Here is an 18,095-nt window from a genome sequence, read left to right on the forward strand (position 1 = left end):
TTGACTCATCATACCAGTTAGCTTAGCTGTTAATGGCTTAGATCGACAAGGTTTCGCAGGGAGTACGAAGCCTGGCGAGTGGAGGATGGCTAGGGAGCAACGATCCGTGGAGGGGAAGCCGGCAAACGGCTCTTTAGCCCGAAAGCGATCCGCCGCCCGCGCTGCCTGACGAATTCGGATGCCGACAGAGGCCTTGGTTGACCAAGATAATTTTTCAAACGGGAGGACTTCATGAAACTCACACGCAGAATGACGCTTGCGGCTTTCGCCGGCATGCTGGCGCTTGGCACGGCAGTTCCCGCCTACGCGGCGGATCTCATCGCCATCATCACGCCCTCGCACGACAATCCGTTCTTCAAGGCGGAAGCCGTCGGTGCCGAAGCCAAGGCCAAGGAACTCGGCTACGAGGCCCTCGTGCTGGTCCATGACGATGACGCCAACAAGCAGTCCCAGCTGATCGACACCGCGATCGGCCGCGGCGCCAAGGCGATCATCCTCGACAATGCCGGCGCCGACGCCACGGTCGCCGCCGTGCAGAAGGCCAAGGACGCCGGGATCCCGTCCTTCCTGATCGACCGCGAGATCAACGCCACCGGCGTCGCCGTGGCGCAGATCGTCTCCAACAACTACCAGGGCGCCCAACTCGGCGCGCAGGAGTTCGTCAAGCTGATGGGCGAGAAGGGCAATTTCGTCGAACTGGTCGGCAAGGAATCGGACACCAATGCCGGCATTCGCTCCAAAGGTTATCACGACGTCATCGACGACTATCCGGACCTGAAGATGGTCGCCCAGCAGTCGGCCAACTGGAGCCAGACGGAAGCCTATTCCAAGATGGAATCGATCCTTCAGGCCAACCCCGACATCAAGGGCGTCATCTCCGGCAACGATACGATGGCGATGGGCGCCTATGCGGCACTTGCCGCGGCGAACCGCAAGGATGTCATCGTCGTCGGCTTCGACGGATCGAACGACGTGCGTGACTCCATCACCTCCGGCGGCATCAAGGCAACCGTGCTGCAGCCGGCCTTCGCGCAGGCGCAGATGGCGGTCGAGCAGGCCAACGACTTCATCAAGAACAAGAAGTCGCCGGCAAAGGAAAAGCAGCTGATGGACTGCGTTCTGGTCAATGGCGACAATGCCGCCAAGCTGGAAACCTTCGCGCTGACCAACTGAGCCAGCGTGATTTGAATAGCGAGGGGCGAATTTCGGTTCGCCCCTCGCCGCCATTTTCCGTGGGCCAACCACCACCATGCTGAACAACAGGCCACCATGCTGAACACCAAGCCGAACTGGCCGACCCTTGCCGTGATGGTCGGCATCAGCCTGACCGCCTGCAAGATCCTGCCGACGAAATCGGCAGACGGCGGCAATGCCCCCGGCTTCAATCCGGACAAGACGGTCGAAGAGATATGGGCGGCAAAGGTCGTGCCCTACCTCCGGCAGAAAGCCGGACCATTTCCAGAGGTTCACACCCTGGCGACTACCGATGCCGCGGCGGCCGGCGCCAAATACGGCAATCCGAACAAACAGGCGAACGCGCCGTGGACGTTCGCGGTTCGCCTGGAAGGCAAGATCGTCGCGGCGAACACGCAGTCGCGTGCGGCGACGGTCGACATCGATGTCGACGGCGACGGCAAAGCCGACGCGCGGATGCAGATCGGACCGGCGGTGCGCGGTACCGCGTTACGCGACAGCCTGGACTTCATCCAGTTCAACGACTTCACCAACCAGATCGACTTCGCCCAGTTCGGCAAGGCGTTCAACAGCTACGCCGACAAGACGGTGCTATCCAAGCTGCCGCGCGAAGCGCTGGAGGGCCGCGGCGCCAAGGTGCTGGGCGCCTATACGCCGGGCAGTGGCCAGGACCTGCCGCTGGTGACGCCGGCGGAGGCAGAGATCGGGCCGAAGCCATGAGCGCGGCCTCGGAGCGCGACATCATCCTGAAGCTGGAGGACGTCTCCAAGGTCTATTCCGGCACCGTTGCGGTCAAGCGCGCCAATTTCGAGGTGCGCAGGGGAGCGGTCAACGTGCTGGTCGGCGAAAACGGTGCCGGCAAATCGACGTTGATGAAGATCATCGCCGGTGTCGAACGACCGACAGTCGGCCGTATTCTGCTGGAGGGCGAAGAGGTGTCCTTCTCGTCGTCCGGCGATGCGGTGAACCGCGGCATCGGCATGGTGTTCCAGGAACTCAACTTGTTCGGCAATATGAGCGTCGCCGAGAACATTTTCGCCACCCGCGAAATCACCAACCGGTTCGGCAAGATCGACCGCAAGGAACAAGAAAACCGCGCGGCGGAATTTCTAGAACGCCTGCAAGCCGGTATACGGCCCGACATGCTGGTCGAGGATCTGCGCATCGGCCAGCAGCAGTTGGTCGAGATCGCCAAGGCGGTTTCTCTCGATGCACGCATCCTGATCATGGACGAACCGACCTCGGCGCTGAGTGCTGCGGAGGTCGAGATCCTGTTCAAGGTGATCGCCGACCTCAAGGCGCGCGGTGTCGCCATCGTCTACATCTCGCACCGGCTCGAGGAGCTGATCCACATCGGCGACTACATCACCGTGCTGCGCGACGGCCGCATCACCGGCCAGGAAGAGATGAAGAACGTCGACACACAGTGGATCGTTCGCCAGATGATCGGCTCCGACGCCAAGGACTTCGCCAAGGCCGACGGCCATCTTCCGGGCGAGGAGATCTTCCGCGCCGAGGAGATCTGCCTGCCGCGCGCGACGGGCGGGCTTGCCGTCGACCATGTCTCGCTATCACTGCGTGCCGGCGAGATCCTCGGCATCTACGGGCTGATGGGCGCCGGCCGCAGCGAACTGTTCGACTGCATCATGGGCCGCCACGGCCATTCGACGGGCGAGATCTTCATTGGCGGCAAACAGGTCAGGGAGCGCGACACGACGCGGCGCATCCGGCGCGGGCTTGCGCTGATCCCCGAGGATCGCCAGCGCGAAGGGCTGGTGTCGATCCTCTCGGTCGCAAGCAACCTGACGCTGGCCAGCCTGTCGCGATTTGCCCGCCTGTTCCATATCCGTGGCGCCGACGAAAGGCAGGCGGTGACACAGATGGTGCGGGAACTGGCGATCAAGGTCGCCGACCCGGCGCAGGAAGTTTCGTCGCTGTCTGGCGGCAACCAGCAGAAAGTGGTGATCGGCAAGGCGCTGCTCACCGGACCCAAGGTGCTCTTGATGGACGAGCCCAGCCGAGGCATCGATGTCGGCGCCAAGGCAGACGTCTTCCGCACCATGCGCAAACTGTCCCGCGACGGATTGGGGATTTTGTTCGCCACTTCGGATCTCGATGAGGTGATGGCGCTGTCCGACCGCATCGCGGTGATGAGCAACGGAAAACTGACCGGCATGTTCGATCGCGCCGAGGCGACGGAGGCGGTACTCGTCGCCGCGTCGGCGCTTGGCCATGGACCGGCCCCACACACGGAGAGCACCGCCCATGACTGACATACCAGCCAAGGTGGCCGCTCCCTCCGCTTCCAGCGGCTCCGTGCTGTTGACGTTGATGAAGCTCAGGACCTTCATCGCGCTCATCGCCGTCCTGATCTTCTTCTCGATCGCGGCGCCGAATTTCCTGTCGACCGCCAATTTGATCCTGATGTCGAAACACGTGGCGCTGAACGCGTTCCTGGCGATGGGCATGACCTTCGTCATCATCACCGGCGGCATCGACCTTTCGGTCGGCTCGATCGTCGGCCTGTGCGGTATGGTGGCCGGCTATCTCGTGCTCAACGGCATCGACTTGCAGATCGGCTACACCATCTATTTCAACGTCTTCGAGATCGCGCTGATCACGCTTGCCGTCGGCATATTGATCGGCGCCGTCAACGGGCTGCTGATCACCAGGCTGAACGTCGCGCCATTCATCGCCACGCTGGGCGTTCTCTATGTCGCGCGCGGCCTGGCGCTCTTGTCGTCCGACGGCCGCACCTTCCCAAACCTCATCGGCAAGCCGGAACTGGGCACCACCGGCTTCGGTTTCCTCGGTGCCGGCCGGTTGCTTGGCCTGCCGGTGGCGATCTGGATCCTGATCGTCGTTGCACTGGGAGCCGCTTATCTCGCCAAGTACACGCCGCTCGGCCGCCATATCTTCGCCGTCGGCGGCAACGAGCGGGCGTCGCGGATTTCGGGCGTCCGTGTCAACATGGTGAAGATGTTCGTCTACATGTTCTCGGGTTTCTGCGCGGCGATCGTCGGCCTCATCATCTCGTCCGAGCTGATGGCCTCGCATCCGGCGACAGGCGAAAGCTTCGAGCTCAACGCCATCGCGGCGGCGGTGCTCGGCGGCACCTCGATGTCGGGCGGCCGCGGCACGATCGGCGGCACCATCGTCGGCGCCTTCGTCATCGGCATTCTTTCGGACGGATTGGTGATGATGGGTGTGAGTTCGTTCTGGCAGATGGTGATCAAGGGTCTCGTCATCATCATCGCCGTCGTCGTCGACCAGGCGCAGCGACGGCTGCAGAGCCGGGTAACGCTGATGCAGATGGCAAAGGCGGGCTGAGCATGGCGGAGTTGCGTGGAGCGCTGATCGGCTGCGGCTTCTTTGCCGTCAACCAGATGCATGCCTGGCGCGATATAGCCGGCGCCTCGATCGTCGCCATCTGCGACCGTGATCCGGAACGGTTGCGGATCGTCGGCGACCAGTTCGGTATCGCCCGGCGCTATACCGACGCGGCGGAGATGTTTGCCGTCGAAAGCCTCGACTTCGTCGATATCGCCACCACCGCGCCCAGCCATCGTCCGCTTGTCGAGATGGCGGCCGCCCATCGCGTTCCGGTGATCTGCCAAAAGCCGTTCGCGCCGACGCTTGCCGACGCCAAGGCGATGGTCAGGGCCTGCGCGGAAGCCGGCGTTCCGCTGATGGTGCATGAGAATTTTCGCTGGCAGTCGCCGATCCAGGCGGTACGCTCCGTGCTCGACAGTGGCGAGATCGGCACGCCCTTTTTCGGGCGCATCTCCTTCCGCTCGGCCTATGATGTGTTTTCCGGCCAGCCTTATCTAGCGACGGGAAAGCGCTTCATCATTGAGGACCTCGGCATCCACATCCTCGATATCGCCCGCTTCCTGCTGGGCGACGTGTCTGTCATCACCACGCGAACAGTGCGCATCAACCCCGCCATATCAGGCGAGGATGTCGCGACCATGCTGATGGACCATAAGAGCGGGGCGACGTCCGTGGTCGATTGCAGTTACGCCACGAAGCTTGCCACCGAGCCGTTTCCCGAAACGCTGGTCGAGATCGACGGTAGCGACGGTACGATCCGGCTGGCGCAGGGATACCGGCTCACCGTCACCGGCAAGAGCGGCACGGCCGTCACCGATGTTTCGCCGCCGCTGCTGCCGTGGGCGTCGCGGCCTTGGCACAACATCCAGGAAAGCGTCGTCGCCATCCAGCAGCATTGGGTAGACTGCCTGGCAAAGGGAACCGTGCCGGCGACCTCTGGCGCCGACAATCTCAAGACGTTTGCGCTGGTCGAGGCCGCCTATGCCGGTGCCGCGAGCCGGCAACCGGTGCAGCTCGACGCCTTGCTGAAATGACCGCCGACGCCTTCATGCTCTATGGCACGCGCGAGGTCGAAGCCGAGCCGGTCAGGCTCTGCGCCGGCGCGCTCAGCGCGGACTTCGTCAACGGTAATCTGCGCACCATCCGCCATGGTGGGACCGAAGTGCTGCGCGCCATCGCCTATATCGTGAGGGATCGCGACTGGGGCACCTATGAGCCCGCGCTGACGGACCTTGTCGTCGACCAGAACGAAGAGGCGTTCTCCGTCAGCTACTCCGCAAGCTGCATTGGACCCGACGGAAGCCGCCTCGGCTTCCGCGCCACCATCAAAGGCTCCGCCGATGGCGGTCTGATCTTCGACGTCAGCGCCCTCCCCGAGAGCGATTTCGAGACCAATCGCTGCGGTTTCTGCATCCTGCACCCGATCGCCGGCCTCGCCGGCAGCCCGGTCACGGTAGAGCATACGGACGGCCACGTGGTGGCGACAAAGCTTCCCGAACCGATCGACCCCTGGCAGCCTTTCATGGATATCCGCGCCATCACCCATCAGGTTCGGCCTGGTGTCACCGCCGAATGCCGGATGGAAGGCGATACTTTCGAGATGGAAGACCAGCGCAATTGGTCGGACGCCTCCTACAAGACCTATGTGCGGCCGCTGGCACTGCCATGGCCCTATGTGCTGCCCGCCGGCCAGCCAGTAAGCCAGACGATCAGCCTGCGCGTCACCGGCGAAGGCAAAGCGCCGTCTGCCGCCGTGGCCAGCGAACCGGTCCGCGTTGAACTCGGCGATACCGGACCAAGGCTGCCCGATGTCGGCGTGGTCATCTATCCCGAGGATGTCGAGACGGCACTGGCGAACCTCTCCACGCTGTCGACACTGGGTCCACAACAGCTGCTGTTTCACTACGACCCGACGCGCGGCCACGGGCTCGACGCTTTGCGCGCTTTCGCCAGGCTCGCAATTGCTTACCCAGCTGAAACGACCCTCGAATGCGTCGCTGCCCGCACAGGCGATCTTGACGCCGAGCTGTCGGGCGTCGCCGATCTGGTGCGCCAGGCCGGACTAAAACTCTCGGCCATTGCCGTTTCGCCTTCGGTCGACCGGCAGTCGACGCCGCCGGGCAGCGCTTGGCCGGACTGCCCGCCGCTCGAAGAGGTCTATGCCGCGGCGCGGCGCGCCTTCCCGGACATCCGCCTCGGCGGCGGCATGTTCAGCTATTTCACCGAACTCAACCGCAAGCGCGTGCCGGCGGACCGGCTCGATTTCGTCACCCATTGCACCTGCCCGATCGTGCACGCCGCCGATGATCTCAGTATCATGCAGTCGCTGGAGGCGCTGCCTTTCATCACCCAAACGGCACGGGCGATCTTCGGGGCAAAACCCTACCGGATCGGACCGTCGACGATTGCCATGCGCCAGAACCCCTATGGCGGAGCGACCAAACCCAATCCCTGGGGACAGCGCATCGCCATGGCCGACAGCGATCCTCGCCATGCCGGCCTTTTCGGAGCCGCGTGGACGATCGGCTATGCCGCGCGCGTCGCACCGGCCGGACTGGAGATGCTGACGCTATCCAGCTTCACCGGGCCGTTCGGCGTGCTGGCGTCATCCGGAGAACCCGTCGCGGAAGGCTCACCCCGTCCGATCTTCACGGCTATCAAGGGGCTTTGCGAGATGGCTGGCCTTGCGCATGTGGTGGCAAGGACGAGCGATGAGACCAGGGTGCTGGCGCTGGCCGGTCGCTCCGCCTCGGGCGAGACTGTCGTGTGGCTGGCAAACCTGACGGCGGATGACGTGAGAATCGACATTTCGGCTTTTGGCCGAGGTCACCTCGTGATGACGCCTTACGCGATCACCCGGATCGGCTGAAGTTACTTTTCGGAGTTCATCACATAGAGCGCGCGCGAGCGCTCAAGGTGCTTGATCATCGCCTTCTCGGCGCCGTCGGCATCCTTCTTTTCGATGCGGCCGATGATCTCTTCGTGCTCGGTGAGCGTGAAGTTTTCCTTGCCGGTCCAGATCAGCATTTCGGTGTGGTATTCCTTCAACCAGCCGAGCATCGCTTCGCTGACGGCGACATAGATCGGGTTGCCGGAAATCGCGGCGATCTGGGTATGGAATTTCATGTCGGCGGAGATGAAGGCTTCGGAATCACCGCGAAAGCCGCGCTGTTCGGCAATGGTGGCCCGCAGCCGCTGCACATCCTCGGCGGTGGCCTTTTCGGCGGCTTCCCTGACCATGCCGCGCTCGAAGAAGATGCGTGCGGTCTTCAGGTGCTCGAGCGTGTCCTTCGATGACGACAGGATGATCTTGGCGGCGCCATCGACCTGCTTGATGATCGACTTGGCGGTCAGTTGCAGCACTTTGGCGCGCTCGCCATGCGAGATCGCGACGAGCCCCATATTGCTCAGCGCCTGCATCGCCTCGCGGATCGCCGGCCTGCCGACCTCGAAGCGCTCCATCAGCTCTCGCTCCGACGGCATGTCATCGCCCGGCATCAATTCGCCGCTGGTGATCAGGCGCTTCAGCCGCAAGAAGACCTCGTCGGAAAGCTTGCGCCGGACAATCGGTTCCGAACGGTTCATCGTCGCGAATCACTCCCTTGACCCGGCCCTATCTAACACTGCCGCCACAATTCCCGGAAATTGCCGTCTGTCGATCCGCCCAAGGCTTCCAGGCGGATATGTCTTGCAATACTTATGTACTCATTATACCAGATTTCGAACACCGGTGAACCTTTTTCGAACGCTCGGCCTGAGACAGCAGACCATGATCACCCTCACCTATCGCATCGAAACGCCTGGCAGCATCGAAGCGCTGGCCGCCAAGATCGCCAGCGACCAGTCGACCGGAACCTTCGTCGCGCTGCCTGGCGAGACCGAGGAGTTGAAGGCCCGGGTGGCGGCGCGCGTGCTGGCGATACGGCCTCTACCCGATGCCGAGCGGCCGTCGCTTCCCGATGACGGCAACGGGCCGTTCAAGCGTGCGGATATCGATATCGCCTTTCCGTTCGGTGCCATCGGCACCGACCTTTCGGCACTGATGACAATTGCCATCGGCGGCACCTATTCGATCAAGGGCCTGACCGGAATTCGCGTCGTCGACATGAAGCTGCCGGAGGATTTTCGGGGCGCGCATCCTGGCCCACAGTTCGGTGTCGCCGGCAGCCGCCGGCTGACCGGCGTCGCAGACCGCCCGATCATCGGTACCATCGTCAAGCCGGCGCTTGGCCTGCGGCCGCACGAGACGGCTGCAATGGTGGCGGACCTGATCGCCGCCGGCGTCGATTTCATCAAGGACGATGAGAAGCTGATGAGCCCGGCCTATTCGCCGCTGTCGGAACGGGTGAAGGCGATCATGCCGCTCATCCTCGACCATGAGCAGAAGGCCGGCAAGAAGGTGATGTATGCATTCGGCATCTCGCATGCCGACCCCGACGAGTTGATGCGCAATCATGATCTGGTTGTGAAGGCCGGCGGAAATTGCGCTGTTGTCAACATCAATTCAATCGGCTTCGGTGGCATTGCCTTCCTGAGAAAACGGTCCAGCCTGGTGCTGCACGCCCATCGCAACGGCTGGGACATCCTCACCCGCCACCCCGGCCTCGGCATGGACTTCAAGGTCTGGCAGCAATTCTGGCGGCTGCTCGGCGTCGACCAGTTCCAGATCAACGGCATCGCCTCGAAATACTGGGAACCGGATGACTCTTTCGTCGAATCCTTCAAGGCGGTGACCACGCCGATCTTCTCGCCCGAGGACTGCGCATTGCCGGTGGCGGGCTCCGGCCAGTGGGGCGGCCAGGCCCCCGAAACGTACGAACGAACCGGCCGGACGGTCGACCTCCTCTATCTCTGCGGCGGCGGTATCGTCAGCCATCCGGACGGGCCGGGCGCCGGCGTGCGCGCCGTGCAGCAAGCCTGGCAAGCGGCGGTGGACGGCATTCCGCTGGCGGACTTCGCCTTGAGCCATCCCGAACTGGCGCGGTCGATCGAGAAATTCGGCGACGGCAAGGCGGTCTGAAGCCATGCAAGACCTGCTTCTCAGCTATTATGGCGATGACCTGACCGGCTCGACCGATGTCATGGAAGCGCTTGAGCTTGGTGGTGTGCCGACCGTGCTGTTCATGCGCCAGCCGGACGAGGCCTTGCTGTCGCGCTTCGCGCATTGCCGGGCGATCGGGCTGGCCGGCACCAGCCGCAGCGAGACGCCGCATTGGATGGACACGCATCTGCGCGAAGCCTTCGCCTGGCTGAAGACGTTGAAAGCCGAGATCTGCCATTACAAGGTATGCTCGACTTTCGATTCCAGCCCGACGATCGGCAGCATCGGCCGGGCCATCGAAATCGGCCGCTCGGTGTTCACGCAAGACAGCGTGCCGCTGCTGGTCGGCGCGCCGCAGCTCAGGCGTTACACCGCCTTCGGCCATCTGTTCGCGGCCTATCGCGACGAATATTTCCGCATCGACCGCCACCCGGTGATGAGCCGTCACCCGACGACGCCGATGGATGAGTCCGATCTGCTGATCCATCTATCGCGGCAGACGGCGCTGAGCTCCGGGCTGGTCGACCTTGCGACGCTGCAGTCCGCGTCGCGGTCGGCGGCATTCGATCGCCTGACCGGAAACGGCACCGCCATCGTGCTTGTCGATGTCGACAATCTGGAAACGCAAGCCCTGGCCGGCGACGAGCTGTGGCGCGTTCGCAAGCCCGGTGGTTCCTTTGTCGTCGGCTCGTCCGGGGTCGAGTATGCTTTGCTGGCCGAATGGGCGTCGAATGGTATCGTCACCGCTGGACAAGGCTTCGCGCCCCCGGGCGCCGCCGACCGGATCGCCGTCGTGTCGGGAAGCTGCTCGCCGACCACCGAACGGCAGATCCGGCATGCCCTGACCGATGGTTTCGACGGCATCGAAGTCGATCCGGTCGAACTGGTTTCGCTGGCTTCGGAGCAGGCGATCGCGCGCGCTACGGCAAGCGGCCGTGCCAGTCTGCAAGCCGGGCGCAGCGTCATTCTCTACACCGCGCTTGGCCCTACTGCCGACAGGGGCGCCGAAATCGACCGGCAGGAAGGCGCCCGCCACGGACTTGGCCGCGGCCTCGGAGAAATCCTTCGCAATCTGACGATCGAACAGAGCCTGCGGCGCGTGGTCATTGCGGGCGGTGACACGTCGAGCCACGCCCTCGGCGAGATGGGCATCGATGCCCTGACAATTCGCATGCCGCTGCCCGCTTCGCCGGGTTCCCCGCTTTGCGTTGCCCATTCGCGCATCAAGGTGATCGACGGGCTGGAGGTTGCGCTCAAGGGCGGCCAGGTCGGAACCGATCGCTATTTCTCAGCCATCCGCGATGGCCTCGGCGATTGAAACAGCCAATACTGCGTCCAGGTGTGGCCGGCGGGAACACCTCTACGCGTGAAATACTCCTTGCCGGGTGGAAATCCCGGTAACACCCGGTATCATCTGCGAAAATGCCGAAATCGGGAGGATGCCGTGCAGACCAAGAAGATCATCAATGACGGCAACCGCGCCGTCGACGAGATGCTGGAAGGCATTCTCGCCGCGCATCCTCGCCATCTCAAAAGCGTGGACCGCAGTCCACGCTCCATCATCGCCCGCGACGGACCGCGCCAAGGCAAGGTCGGCCTCGTGATCGGCGGCGGTTCGGGCCATGAGCCGAGCTTTCTCGGCTTCGTCGGCAAGGGGCTGGCTGACGCGGCGGCCATCGGCAACGTCTTCGCCTCGCCGCCCCCCGACCCGATCCTCGAATGCGCCAAGGCAGTCAGCGGCGGCGCCGGAGTGCTCTTCATGTACGGCAACTATGCCGGCGACGTGATGAATTTCGACATGGCCGCCGAGATGGCTGCCATGGACGACATCGAGGTGCGCACGGTGCTGAGCACCGACGACGTTGCCTCCGCACCGCGCGACCAGCGGCACAAGAGGCGCGGAGTCGCCGGCAATTTCTTTATCTTCAAGGCGGCCGGCGCCGCCTGCGACCGGATGCTGTCGTTCGACGAATGCGAGCGTATCGCCGGGAAGGCCAACGACCACACTTTCACCATGGGCGTGGCGCTGTCGCCCTGCTCTCTGCCGCAGACCCGCCGGCCGAATTTCGAGATCGGGCCGGACGAGATGGAAATCGGCATGGGCATCCATGGCGAGCCCGGCATCGCGCGCGGAAAGCTGAAGACAGCCGACGAGATCACCGACGAGATGCTGGACAGGATCCTCGACGAGATGGCGCCGGCGCGCGGCGACAAGGTCGCGGTACTCGTCAACTCGCTCGGTTCGACACCGCTGATGGAACTCTACATCATGAACCGGCGCGTGAAGCAGAGGCTCGATGATGTCGGTGTGTCCATCCACGCAAGCTGGGTCGGCAATTACTGCACCTCGCTTGAAATGGCGGGTGCCTCTATCACCTTGCATCGGCTGGACGGCGAGTTGCAGACGATGCTGGACCACCCATGCGACTGCGCCATGTTTCGCGCCGGCTAAACCTGCTCTGCGGCAAGGACAAAGACATGACGACAATCGACACCGCCCGCCTTGCAGGCATGTTCGCAACGATCGCAACCGCCATGTCAGCGGATAAGGACAGGCTGTGCGCGCTTGACGGGGTTATCGGCGACGCCGACCACGGCATCGCGATGGAGCTTGGATTTTCCGCGGCACGCGATGCTGTAGCCATACTTGATATCGGGGCGACCGATCCGACCACCTTGCTCAACACGGCGGCAAAGTCGTTCCTGAACGCCGTCGGTGCCTCCTCCGGTCCACTCTATGCCACCGCGTTCATGCGCGGTGCGGCAGCCGTCAAGGGCAAGACGACGCTTGACGACGCGGACGTGATCGCCCTGTTCCAGGCCATGGCCAAGGGCATTCAGGATCGCGGCAAGGCCGTATCAGGTGAAAAGACGATGATCGATGCATGGGAGCCGGCAGCGCAAGCGGCGGGCGAAGCGCTGACTTCCGGCAAGGATCTGGCGGGCAGTCTCGAGGCCGCCGCGCAGGCGGCAAAGACAGGCGCGGAAGCGACCAAGGGGATGGTCGCCACCAAGGGCCGGGCTTCCCGCCTAGGCGAGCGCTCCATTGGCCATATGGACCCAGGCGCCGCGTCCGCCGTGACCGTGATCGAGGCGATGCGGGTCGCCTTGACCAGATAACTCAGCAGCAGGTCCCTCGCGTCAGCGCTTGGCGTCGAGCTTGTCGACGGCCTCCACGTTTGCGGCGGAGGGGCCGTTCGGATCGAACTCCGAGGCCAGCCACGCGTCGGCGATCGATTTCGCCAGTTCCGGGCCGATGACGCGGGCGCCCATGGTGATGATCTGGGCATTGTTGGACTTGGCGGCGCGCTCGGCGGAATAGGTGTCGTGGGTCAACGCGGCGCGAATGCCCGGCACTTTGTTGGCGGAGATGCTGACGCCAATGCCGGTGCCGCAAAACAGGATGGCCCGGTCGTAGTTGCCGTCCACAATTTCGTGGCCGACCGCGGCGGCGATATCGGCGTAGAATCCGGTTTGGCTGAGATCAACGACCTGCAACTCCGGCTTGGTGGCGAGATGCTTGGCGATGACATCGAGCAGTGGCTTGCCGGCGCTGTCGGCTCCAAGTGCGATCTTCATGGTGATGAACTCCTTCTTGCTTCGAGGTCAGCGCGCTATTGCGGCCGACGCCTTTTTCAGAATGTCGATATAGCCTTCCGCTTGCCACGCCGAGCGGCCGATGAACAGGCCGTCGATATGCGGCTGGCCGATCAGGTCGGCCGCGTTGCCGGGATTGACGCTGCCGCCGTAAAGCACAGGCGGGGCAATCGGCAACCGGTCGGCGGCAACCTTCTTGATCAGCGCCTGCTGCTTGTCGGCATAGTCGGCGCTGGCGGGAATGCCCTTCTCGCCGATCGCCCAGACCGGCTCGTAGGCAAAGAGGATTTCTGCCTTCAGCTGATCGCCGCTCAGCTCCTGCAGCGCGCCGAGAACCTGTGCCGTCAACACCGCCTCGGCGCGGCCGGATTCACGCTCGCCCAGCGTCTCGCCGACGCAAATCAGCGGCACGAAACCGTGCCTGACCGCAGCCGCCGTTTTCAATCCCACGGTCGCATCCGTTTCGCCGAAATGCTCGCGGCGTTCGCTATGGCCGAGTTCGATCAGATCCAGCCCGCAATCTTTCAACATCACCGGCGAGATCTCCCCCGTCCAGGCGCCGGCGTCGGCCCAATGCATGTTCTGGGCGCCGACCTTCACGCGGGTGTTGGCAAGCGCTGCCTTGACTTGCCGCGCGGCGGTGAACGGCGGAATGACAAAGGGCTGTATCGCCTGATCGAAACCCGGCACGAAGGCCGCAAGCGTATCGGCGAACTGCAGCGCCTCCGACAGCGTCTTTTTCATCTTCCAGCTCGTGCCGACCCAATATGGGGTCATTCCTTTCTCCTTCAACGCGTGTTTTCCTGGCCACCAGTGCCGGCGTCGAGCCGGCATTTCACTCAAGCCCGAGGCTTTAGACTGTCGCGGCCACTATCGATGTAGGGCGCCCAGAAATCCACCGACTCGCGGATCATATCGATAACCTGATGGTCGACTGGTTCCCTCTCCCTGAAGGAAAGTTCAAGGCAAATTTCGTTGTCGGTTCCGCCGCCCTGCCGAACCGCATCCAGCAGCTTTTGCGGAACTATGCGGCCGTCCTTGTTGTAGGCGGCAGTGAACGGCCAGTGCCCGCCCTTGTTCATGGAAGACTGCTTGATATGGATGATCGGTGACCGCAATGGAAACGCCTTCGCCCAGGCGTAGGGATCGGTGTCGGCAGGATCGGGCGAGGTCACGTCGCCATGGTCGATATCCACCATCATCTTCATCGGTATAGGCAGGTTCGCCGCGTCGATGGCGCTTTGCAGCGTGGCGCAGCTTTCGATCGTGTGGCCGAACTCGCGGCCCACCGACATCGGCTCCCAGAACAGGTATGTCAGACCCGCCGCCCTGGCGTGTTCGGCCACCTCGCGCCAGCATTCGAGCGCGATGTCGAATAGCGCCGCCCGCCGTTGCGGATCGTCAAAATCCTTATAGGTGAAGATGGCGAACTGCGTGCCCATGCCTGATGCGCCGAGTTCGGCGGAAATGTCGGCGAACGTCTTGAACCAATCGACATAGTAGCGCCGGACATCCGCGTCCGGGTGGCCGAAATGGTTGAGCCGGCCATAAGGCCCGGTCATGCCGGAGGTGATCCTGACACCGGTCCGCGCCAAGGCGCTGTTGAACATGCGCAGGAATTTGGCAATCGTTGGCGCCGGCCAGCCCGGATTGACGAATTCGTGCGTCAGTTGCACGTCGCGGATGCCGATGCCGTATGCAATCGCGTCGATCAAATCGTCTGGATCGGCGAAGCGGTTGACCAAGGGATTGGTGTTGAGGGAAAGCGTGAAGGCCATCAGTCTGCCGTTGCCATGATGTTACCAAACCAGTCTTCGAACGCCTTCCGCTCGGCTGCATTGATATGCAGGCCGTGTTTGGTGCGGCGTTCCAGTATATCGGCTGATGTGCCGGCCCATTCGGTCTCGACCAGGAACTTCGCCTCCCGTTCATAAAAATCGGGGCCGAAGCGGCGGCCGAGATCCGTCGCGCTTCGTGCGCCGGCGAGCAATTGCCTGGCACGGGTTCCATAGCTTCGAGCGTAGTGCTTCACCAGCGATGGACTGAGCCACAAAAACTCGGAATGCAAGTCGCTCAGGAACTGTTCGAAGTCCGCGTTCGGCAGGTCGCCGCCCGGCAAGGGACTATTGGCCGTCCAGGCTTGCTTCATCGCCGGAAAGAACGGCCGGATCTTTTCCAGCGCATGTTCGGACAGCTTGCGGAAGGTGGTGATCTTGCCGCCGAATACCGAAAGCAGCGGCGCGTTACCATTGGAGGCGTCGAGTTCGAAAATATAGTCGCGCGTCACCGCGCTTGGGTTGTCGGCATTGTCGTCATAGAGCGGACGCACGCCGGAGAAACTATGGACCACGTCGTGGGGTGTGAGCTGCCGCTTGAAATAGCGATTGACCACCTTGATCAGGTAATCGACTTCGCTGGCCTCGGCCGCCACTTCCTCGGGCCTGCCTTCGTAGGGAATGTCGGTCGTGCCGATCAGCGCCAGATCGTTCTCATAGGGGTTGACGAAGATCACCCGCTTGTCGCTGTTTTGAATGAGATAGGCCTGCCGTCCCTCCCAGAACTTGGGCACGACGATATGGCTGCCTTTCACCAGGCGAACATTGCGCGTGGAATTCTGGCCGGCGACGCGGCTGACAATGTCGTTGACCCATGGCCCCGCCGCGTTGATCAGTGCCCGCGCCCGGACTTTCGTGACCGCACCCGTACGGCCATCCTGCATGTCGATCGACCACAATCCGTCTTCACGGCGCGCCGCGATACAGGCTGTGCGCGTGAGCACCCTTGCGCCGCGCTGCCTGGCGTCCAGGGCGTTGAGCAGCACCAGGCGCGCATCGTCGACCCAGCAGTCTGAATATTCGAAGCCGCGCTTGAATTCGTCCTTGATCGGCGCGCCTTCCGGCGACGTTCTCAGATCAAGCGTCCTGGTTCCCGGCAGCCGCTTGCGGCCGCCGAGGTGGTCGTAAAGAAAAAGCCCGAGCCGGACCAGCCAGGCCGGCCTGTCTTGCGGGCTGTGCGGAAGAACGAAGCGCATGGGCCAGATGATGTGCGGCGCCGCCTCGAGCAGCACCTCGCGTTCGATCAACGCTTCGCGAACCAGCCTGAATTCATAATACTCCAGGTAGCGCAGGCCGCCATGCACCAGCTTGCCGGAGCGCGAGCTGGTGCCTTGAGCGAGATCGTCCTTCTCGCACAGGATGACGGACAGCCCGCGACCTGCCGCGTCACGCGCTATGCCGGCCCCATTGACGCCGCCGCCGATCACGAAGAGATCGACGACATTTGTTGTATTGCTCAAGATCTTGCTCCTGTGCGGTGCGCCATGCCCTTCCACACCGGCCGAAGCGCCCGGTGCGCCGCAACGAAGGAAGGGAAGAGCGCATCGTAAGTTTGCGAAAGCGCCTCGTCATAGGCATCGCAGTCGCCGAGAAGCGGCGTCACCCACTCGGCGGCGCAGTCTTCCATCGAGCCATAGACGCCGAGGCCGACCGCGGCCATCATCGCGGCGCCTGCCGCGCCGGCTTCCTGGCGGCTGCTGGTGCGTACTTGCGCCCTTGTCGCCGCCGCGATGATGCGGCGTAGGGACGGGCTGCGCGCGGCGCCGCCCGACAGCCGTATCTCGCCCGGCACGGTGCCCATCGCCTGGTAGCAATCGCGTGCGGCGAAGGCCAACCCTTCAAGCACGGCGCGCGCCAGGTCGCCGAAGCCGTGCTTGACCGAAAGGCCGATGAAGCCGGCGCGGGCGTCGGGGTCGACGAACGGCCCTCTTTCGCCGGCCAACGAGATGTAAGGCTGGTAAATCAGCGATCCCGCCTCCGATGCTTCCACCCACACATCGAGTGCCTTCAGCAACTCGTCATGAGAAGGCTTCCCGCCAGCCGTGGCGAGCACGTCGCGCGCAAGGCCAAGCAGCCAGTCGATGTTGAGCGTCGCCGCCATGTTGGACTGCAGTTGCGCATAGCCGCCCGGGACAGGCATGGCGATCGTGTAGCCGGACCCATCGTCGTTCAGAATGACATCGTCGGGAGTGGCCGCGAAGCGCGTGTGTATGCCGGTCGAGCCGATGACCGTGCAGCCGACATTGCCTGAGGGATCATAGAGGCCGGCTCCGAGAGCCGTCATGACCATATCCACGTACCCCAGCACAACCGGCGTGCCCTCGAGCAGGCCGGTCTCGGCTGCCGCCGGCCGTGACAGCGGATGATGGTCGGTCGTGCCTTCGAGCATGGGAGGCAACAGGCGGCGATGCGTCGTCAGATCCAGTATGTCGAGGGCTTCGTCGGAATAGGTGCGCGACCGAAAATCGCCGAAGGTGAAGGTTCCTTCGGACGGGTCGGTGGCGCGTTCGCCCGTCATCTTGAAGTAGAGCCAATCCTTGCAATGCAGTGCGGTCGCCGCCCGCTCCAGCATCTCCGGATTGTTCTTTTTCATGAAGGCCAACTGGGCACCCTGCTGGCAGGAATTGAGCCCCGTGCCGGTCAGCTCGAACCGCCTGCGATCCCGGGGATCGGCGCGCATCTCATCCACCAAATGTCCGGCGCGCGCGTCGAGCCACAACCATGCGCGCGAGACCGGCAAGCCTTCGCCATCGATCAGCCAGGTTCCGTCGCCCTGCCCGGTAATCGCAACCGCCGCGGTTCGTTGCGCGAGGTCGGGGATTTTGGCCGCGAGATCGCGAACGGTCCGCGCCATGTCGCGCCAGGTCTGATCGAGGTCCTGCTCGGCGCCGCCGCCTTCCAGCATCACGAAGCTGTTGGGCACCGACGTCATGGCGAGCTGCCGCCCGGACAGATCGAAAGCGACCGATTTGATCACCGACGTTCCCGCGTCGATGCCGATCAGCAGGTCTTTCATGACGCAAATTCCGGTTGGTGATGAAGGCAGTTCACGAGGGCAATCTCGTAGAAGAGGCAGGGAGTGTCCGCAAGGACAC

Annotated in this window: 16 protein-coding genes; 10 read left to right on the forward strand and 6 right to left on the reverse strand. The window is 63.4% G+C overall.

The features are described 5' to 3' along the window. The first annotated feature begins 231 nt into the window (after positions 1-231). The 6 genes from NKH03_RS12955 to apnL all read left to right on the forward strand — a co-directional run bounded on the left by NKH03_RS12955 (position 232) and on the right by apnL (position 7,396). Positions 232-1,173, forward strand: a complete 942-nt coding sequence (locus NKH03_RS12955) for a D-ribose ABC transporter substrate-binding protein (protein ID WP_352866833.1) — start codon at positions 232-234, stop codon at positions 1,171-1,173. 96 nt (positions 1,174-1,269) lie between these two features. Then, positions 1,270-1,914, forward strand: a complete 645-nt coding sequence (locus NKH03_RS12960; RefSeq protein WP_352968658.1) for a DUF2291 family protein — start codon at positions 1,270-1,272, stop codon at positions 1,912-1,914. Further along, a complete protein-coding gene (locus NKH03_RS12965) occupies positions 1,911-3,467 on the forward strand; it encodes a sugar ABC transporter ATP-binding protein (protein WP_352968659.1) in 1,557 nt (518 codons plus the stop codon). Before NKH03_RS12960 ends, NKH03_RS12965 begins: the two co-directional genes overlap by 4 nt. Beyond that, positions 3,460-4,524 carry an ABC transporter permease gene (locus tag NKH03_RS12970; RefSeq protein WP_352968660.1) on the forward strand — a complete coding sequence of 355 codons (1,065 nt, stop codon included), beginning with the start codon at positions 3,460-3,462 and terminating at the stop codon, positions 4,522-4,524. The genes NKH03_RS12965 and NKH03_RS12970 overlap by 8 nt, the downstream gene beginning before the upstream one ends. A 2-nt stretch (positions 4,525-4,526) precedes the next feature. Next, positions 4,527-5,561: a Gfo/Idh/MocA family protein gene (locus tag NKH03_RS12975; protein WP_352968661.1), complete on the forward strand. Its 1,035-nt coding sequence runs from the start codon at positions 4,527-4,529 to the stop codon at positions 5,559-5,561. Then, entirely contained in the window at positions 5,558-7,396 is a 1,839-nt protein-coding gene (apnL, locus tag NKH03_RS12980) for a D-apionate lactonase (RefSeq protein WP_352968662.1), read from the forward strand. Before NKH03_RS12975 ends, apnL begins: the two co-directional genes overlap by 4 nt. A 2-nt stretch (positions 7,397-7,398) precedes the next feature. On the opposite strand, the gene NKH03_RS12985 is transcribed toward apnL, so the two are convergent. Continuing rightward, on the reverse strand, positions 7,399-8,112 hold the full coding sequence (locus NKH03_RS12985; RefSeq protein WP_352866819.1) for a transcriptional regulator NanR: 714 nt from the start codon (positions 8,110-8,112) through the stop codon (positions 7,399-7,401). A 184-nt stretch (positions 8,113-8,296) separates the two neighbouring features. On the opposite strand from NKH03_RS12985, the gene oiaX reads away from it, so the two are divergent. From oiaX to dhaL, 4 genes are all read left to right on the forward strand, one after another. After that, entirely contained in the window at positions 8,297-9,547 is a 1,251-nt protein-coding gene (oiaX, locus tag NKH03_RS12990) for a 3-oxo-isoapionate-4-phosphate decarboxylase OiaX (RefSeq protein WP_352968741.1), read from the forward strand. 4 nt (positions 9,548-9,551) lie between these two features. After that, positions 9,552-10,886 carry a four-carbon acid sugar kinase family protein gene (locus NKH03_RS12995; protein ID WP_352968663.1) on the forward strand — a complete coding sequence of 445 codons (1,335 nt, stop codon included), beginning with the start codon at positions 9,552-9,554 and terminating at the stop codon, positions 10,884-10,886. 126 nt (positions 10,887-11,012) lie between these two features. After that, positions 11,013-12,020, forward strand: a complete 1,008-nt coding sequence (locus NKH03_RS13000) for a dihydroxyacetone kinase subunit DhaK (RefSeq protein ID WP_352968664.1) — start codon at positions 11,013-11,015, stop codon at positions 12,018-12,020. Positions 12,021-12,046: 26 nt separating this feature from the next. Next, the gene (gene dhaL / locus NKH03_RS13005; RefSeq protein ID WP_352875691.1) at positions 12,047-12,688 is read left to right on the forward strand and encodes a dihydroxyacetone kinase subunit DhaL; all 642 of its coding nucleotides are present in this window, start codon (positions 12,047-12,049) and stop codon (positions 12,686-12,688) included. 21 nt (positions 12,689-12,709) lie between these two features. Here the strand turns inward: dhaL and derI are convergent, their stop codons facing one another. The 5 genes from derI to NKH03_RS13030 all read right to left on the reverse strand — a co-directional run bounded on the left by derI (position 12,710) and on the right by NKH03_RS13030 (position 18,016). Further along, complete coding sequence (gene derI / locus NKH03_RS13010) at positions 12,710-13,147, reverse strand: D-erythrulose-4-phosphate isomerase (RefSeq protein ID WP_352866808.1); 438 nt, start codon at positions 13,145-13,147, stop codon at positions 12,710-12,712. A gap of 27 nt (positions 13,148-13,174) precedes the next feature. Next, on the reverse strand, positions 13,175-13,942 hold the full coding sequence (locus NKH03_RS13015; RefSeq protein WP_352968665.1) for a triose-phosphate isomerase: 768 nt from the start codon (positions 13,940-13,942) through the stop codon (positions 13,175-13,177). A gap of 62 nt (positions 13,943-14,004) precedes the next feature. Next, positions 14,005-14,943 (reverse strand): sugar phosphate isomerase/epimerase family protein, encoded by a 939-nt coding sequence (locus tag NKH03_RS13020; RefSeq protein ID WP_352968666.1) that lies wholly within the window; start codon positions 14,941-14,943, stop codon positions 14,005-14,007. Then, on the reverse strand, positions 14,943-16,460 hold the full coding sequence (locus NKH03_RS13025; RefSeq protein ID WP_352968667.1) for a glycerol-3-phosphate dehydrogenase: 1,518 nt from the start codon (positions 16,458-16,460) through the stop codon (positions 14,943-14,945). The genes NKH03_RS13020 and NKH03_RS13025 overlap by 1 nt, the downstream gene beginning before the upstream one ends. Next, positions 16,457-18,016 (reverse strand): FGGY-family carbohydrate kinase, encoded by a 1,560-nt coding sequence (locus NKH03_RS13030; RefSeq protein ID WP_352968668.1) that lies wholly within the window; start codon positions 18,014-18,016, stop codon positions 16,457-16,459. Before NKH03_RS13030 ends, NKH03_RS13025 begins: the two co-directional genes overlap by 4 nt. Positions 18,017-18,095: the final 79 nt, after the last annotated feature.

This window comes from Mesorhizobium sp. M1406, assembly GCF_040317555.1.
In the GTDB taxonomy this organism is placed as follows: domain Bacteria; phylum Pseudomonadota; class Alphaproteobacteria; order Rhizobiales; family Rhizobiaceae; genus Mesorhizobium.

What these genes read in the sequence shown, in the direction of transcription:
- dhaL (WP_352875691.1), top strand. Translation starts at nt 12,047, where the DNA reads ATGACGACAATCGACACCGCCCGCCTTGCAGGCATGTTCGCAACGATC.
- NKH03_RS12985 (WP_352866819.1), bottom strand. Translation starts at nt 8,112, where the DNA reads ATGAACCGTTCGGAACCGATTGTCCGGCGCAAGCTTTCCGACGAGGTC.
- oiaX (WP_352968741.1), top strand. Translation starts at nt 8,297, where the DNA reads ATGATCACCCTCACCTATCGCATCGAAACGCCTGGCAGCATCGAAGCG.
- NKH03_RS13030 (WP_352968668.1), bottom strand. Translation starts at nt 18,016, where the DNA reads ATGAAAGACCTGCTGATCGGCATCGACGCGGGAACGTCGGTGATCAAA.
- NKH03_RS12965 (WP_352968659.1), top strand. Translation starts at nt 1,911, where the DNA reads ATGAGCGCGGCCTCGGAGCGCGACATCATCCTGAAGCTGGAGGACGTC.
- NKH03_RS12955 (WP_352866833.1), top strand. Translation starts at nt 232, where the DNA reads ATGAAACTCACACGCAGAATGACGCTTGCGGCTTTCGCCGGCATGCTG.
- NKH03_RS12960 (WP_352968658.1), top strand. Translation starts at nt 1,270, where the DNA reads ATGCTGAACACCAAGCCGAACTGGCCGACCCTTGCCGTGATGGTCGGC.
- NKH03_RS12975 (WP_352968661.1), top strand. Translation starts at nt 4,527, where the DNA reads ATGGCGGAGTTGCGTGGAGCGCTGATCGGCTGCGGCTTCTTTGCCGTC.
- NKH03_RS13015 (WP_352968665.1), bottom strand. Translation starts at nt 13,942, where the DNA reads ATGACCCCATATTGGGTCGGCACGAGCTGGAAGATGAAAAAGACGCTG.
- derI (WP_352866808.1), bottom strand. Translation starts at nt 13,147, where the DNA reads ATGAAGATCGCACTTGGAGCCGACAGCGCCGGCAAGCCACTGCTCGAT.
- NKH03_RS12970 (WP_352968660.1), top strand. Translation starts at nt 3,460, where the DNA reads ATGACTGACATACCAGCCAAGGTGGCCGCTCCCTCCGCTTCCAGCGGC.
- NKH03_RS12995 (WP_352968663.1), top strand. Translation starts at nt 9,552, where the DNA reads ATGCAAGACCTGCTTCTCAGCTATTATGGCGATGACCTGACCGGCTCG.
- apnL (WP_352968662.1), top strand. Translation starts at nt 5,558, where the DNA reads ATGACCGCCGACGCCTTCATGCTCTATGGCACGCGCGAGGTCGAAGCC.
- NKH03_RS13020 (WP_352968666.1), bottom strand. Translation starts at nt 14,943, where the DNA reads ATGGCCTTCACGCTTTCCCTCAACACCAATCCCTTGGTCAACCGCTTC.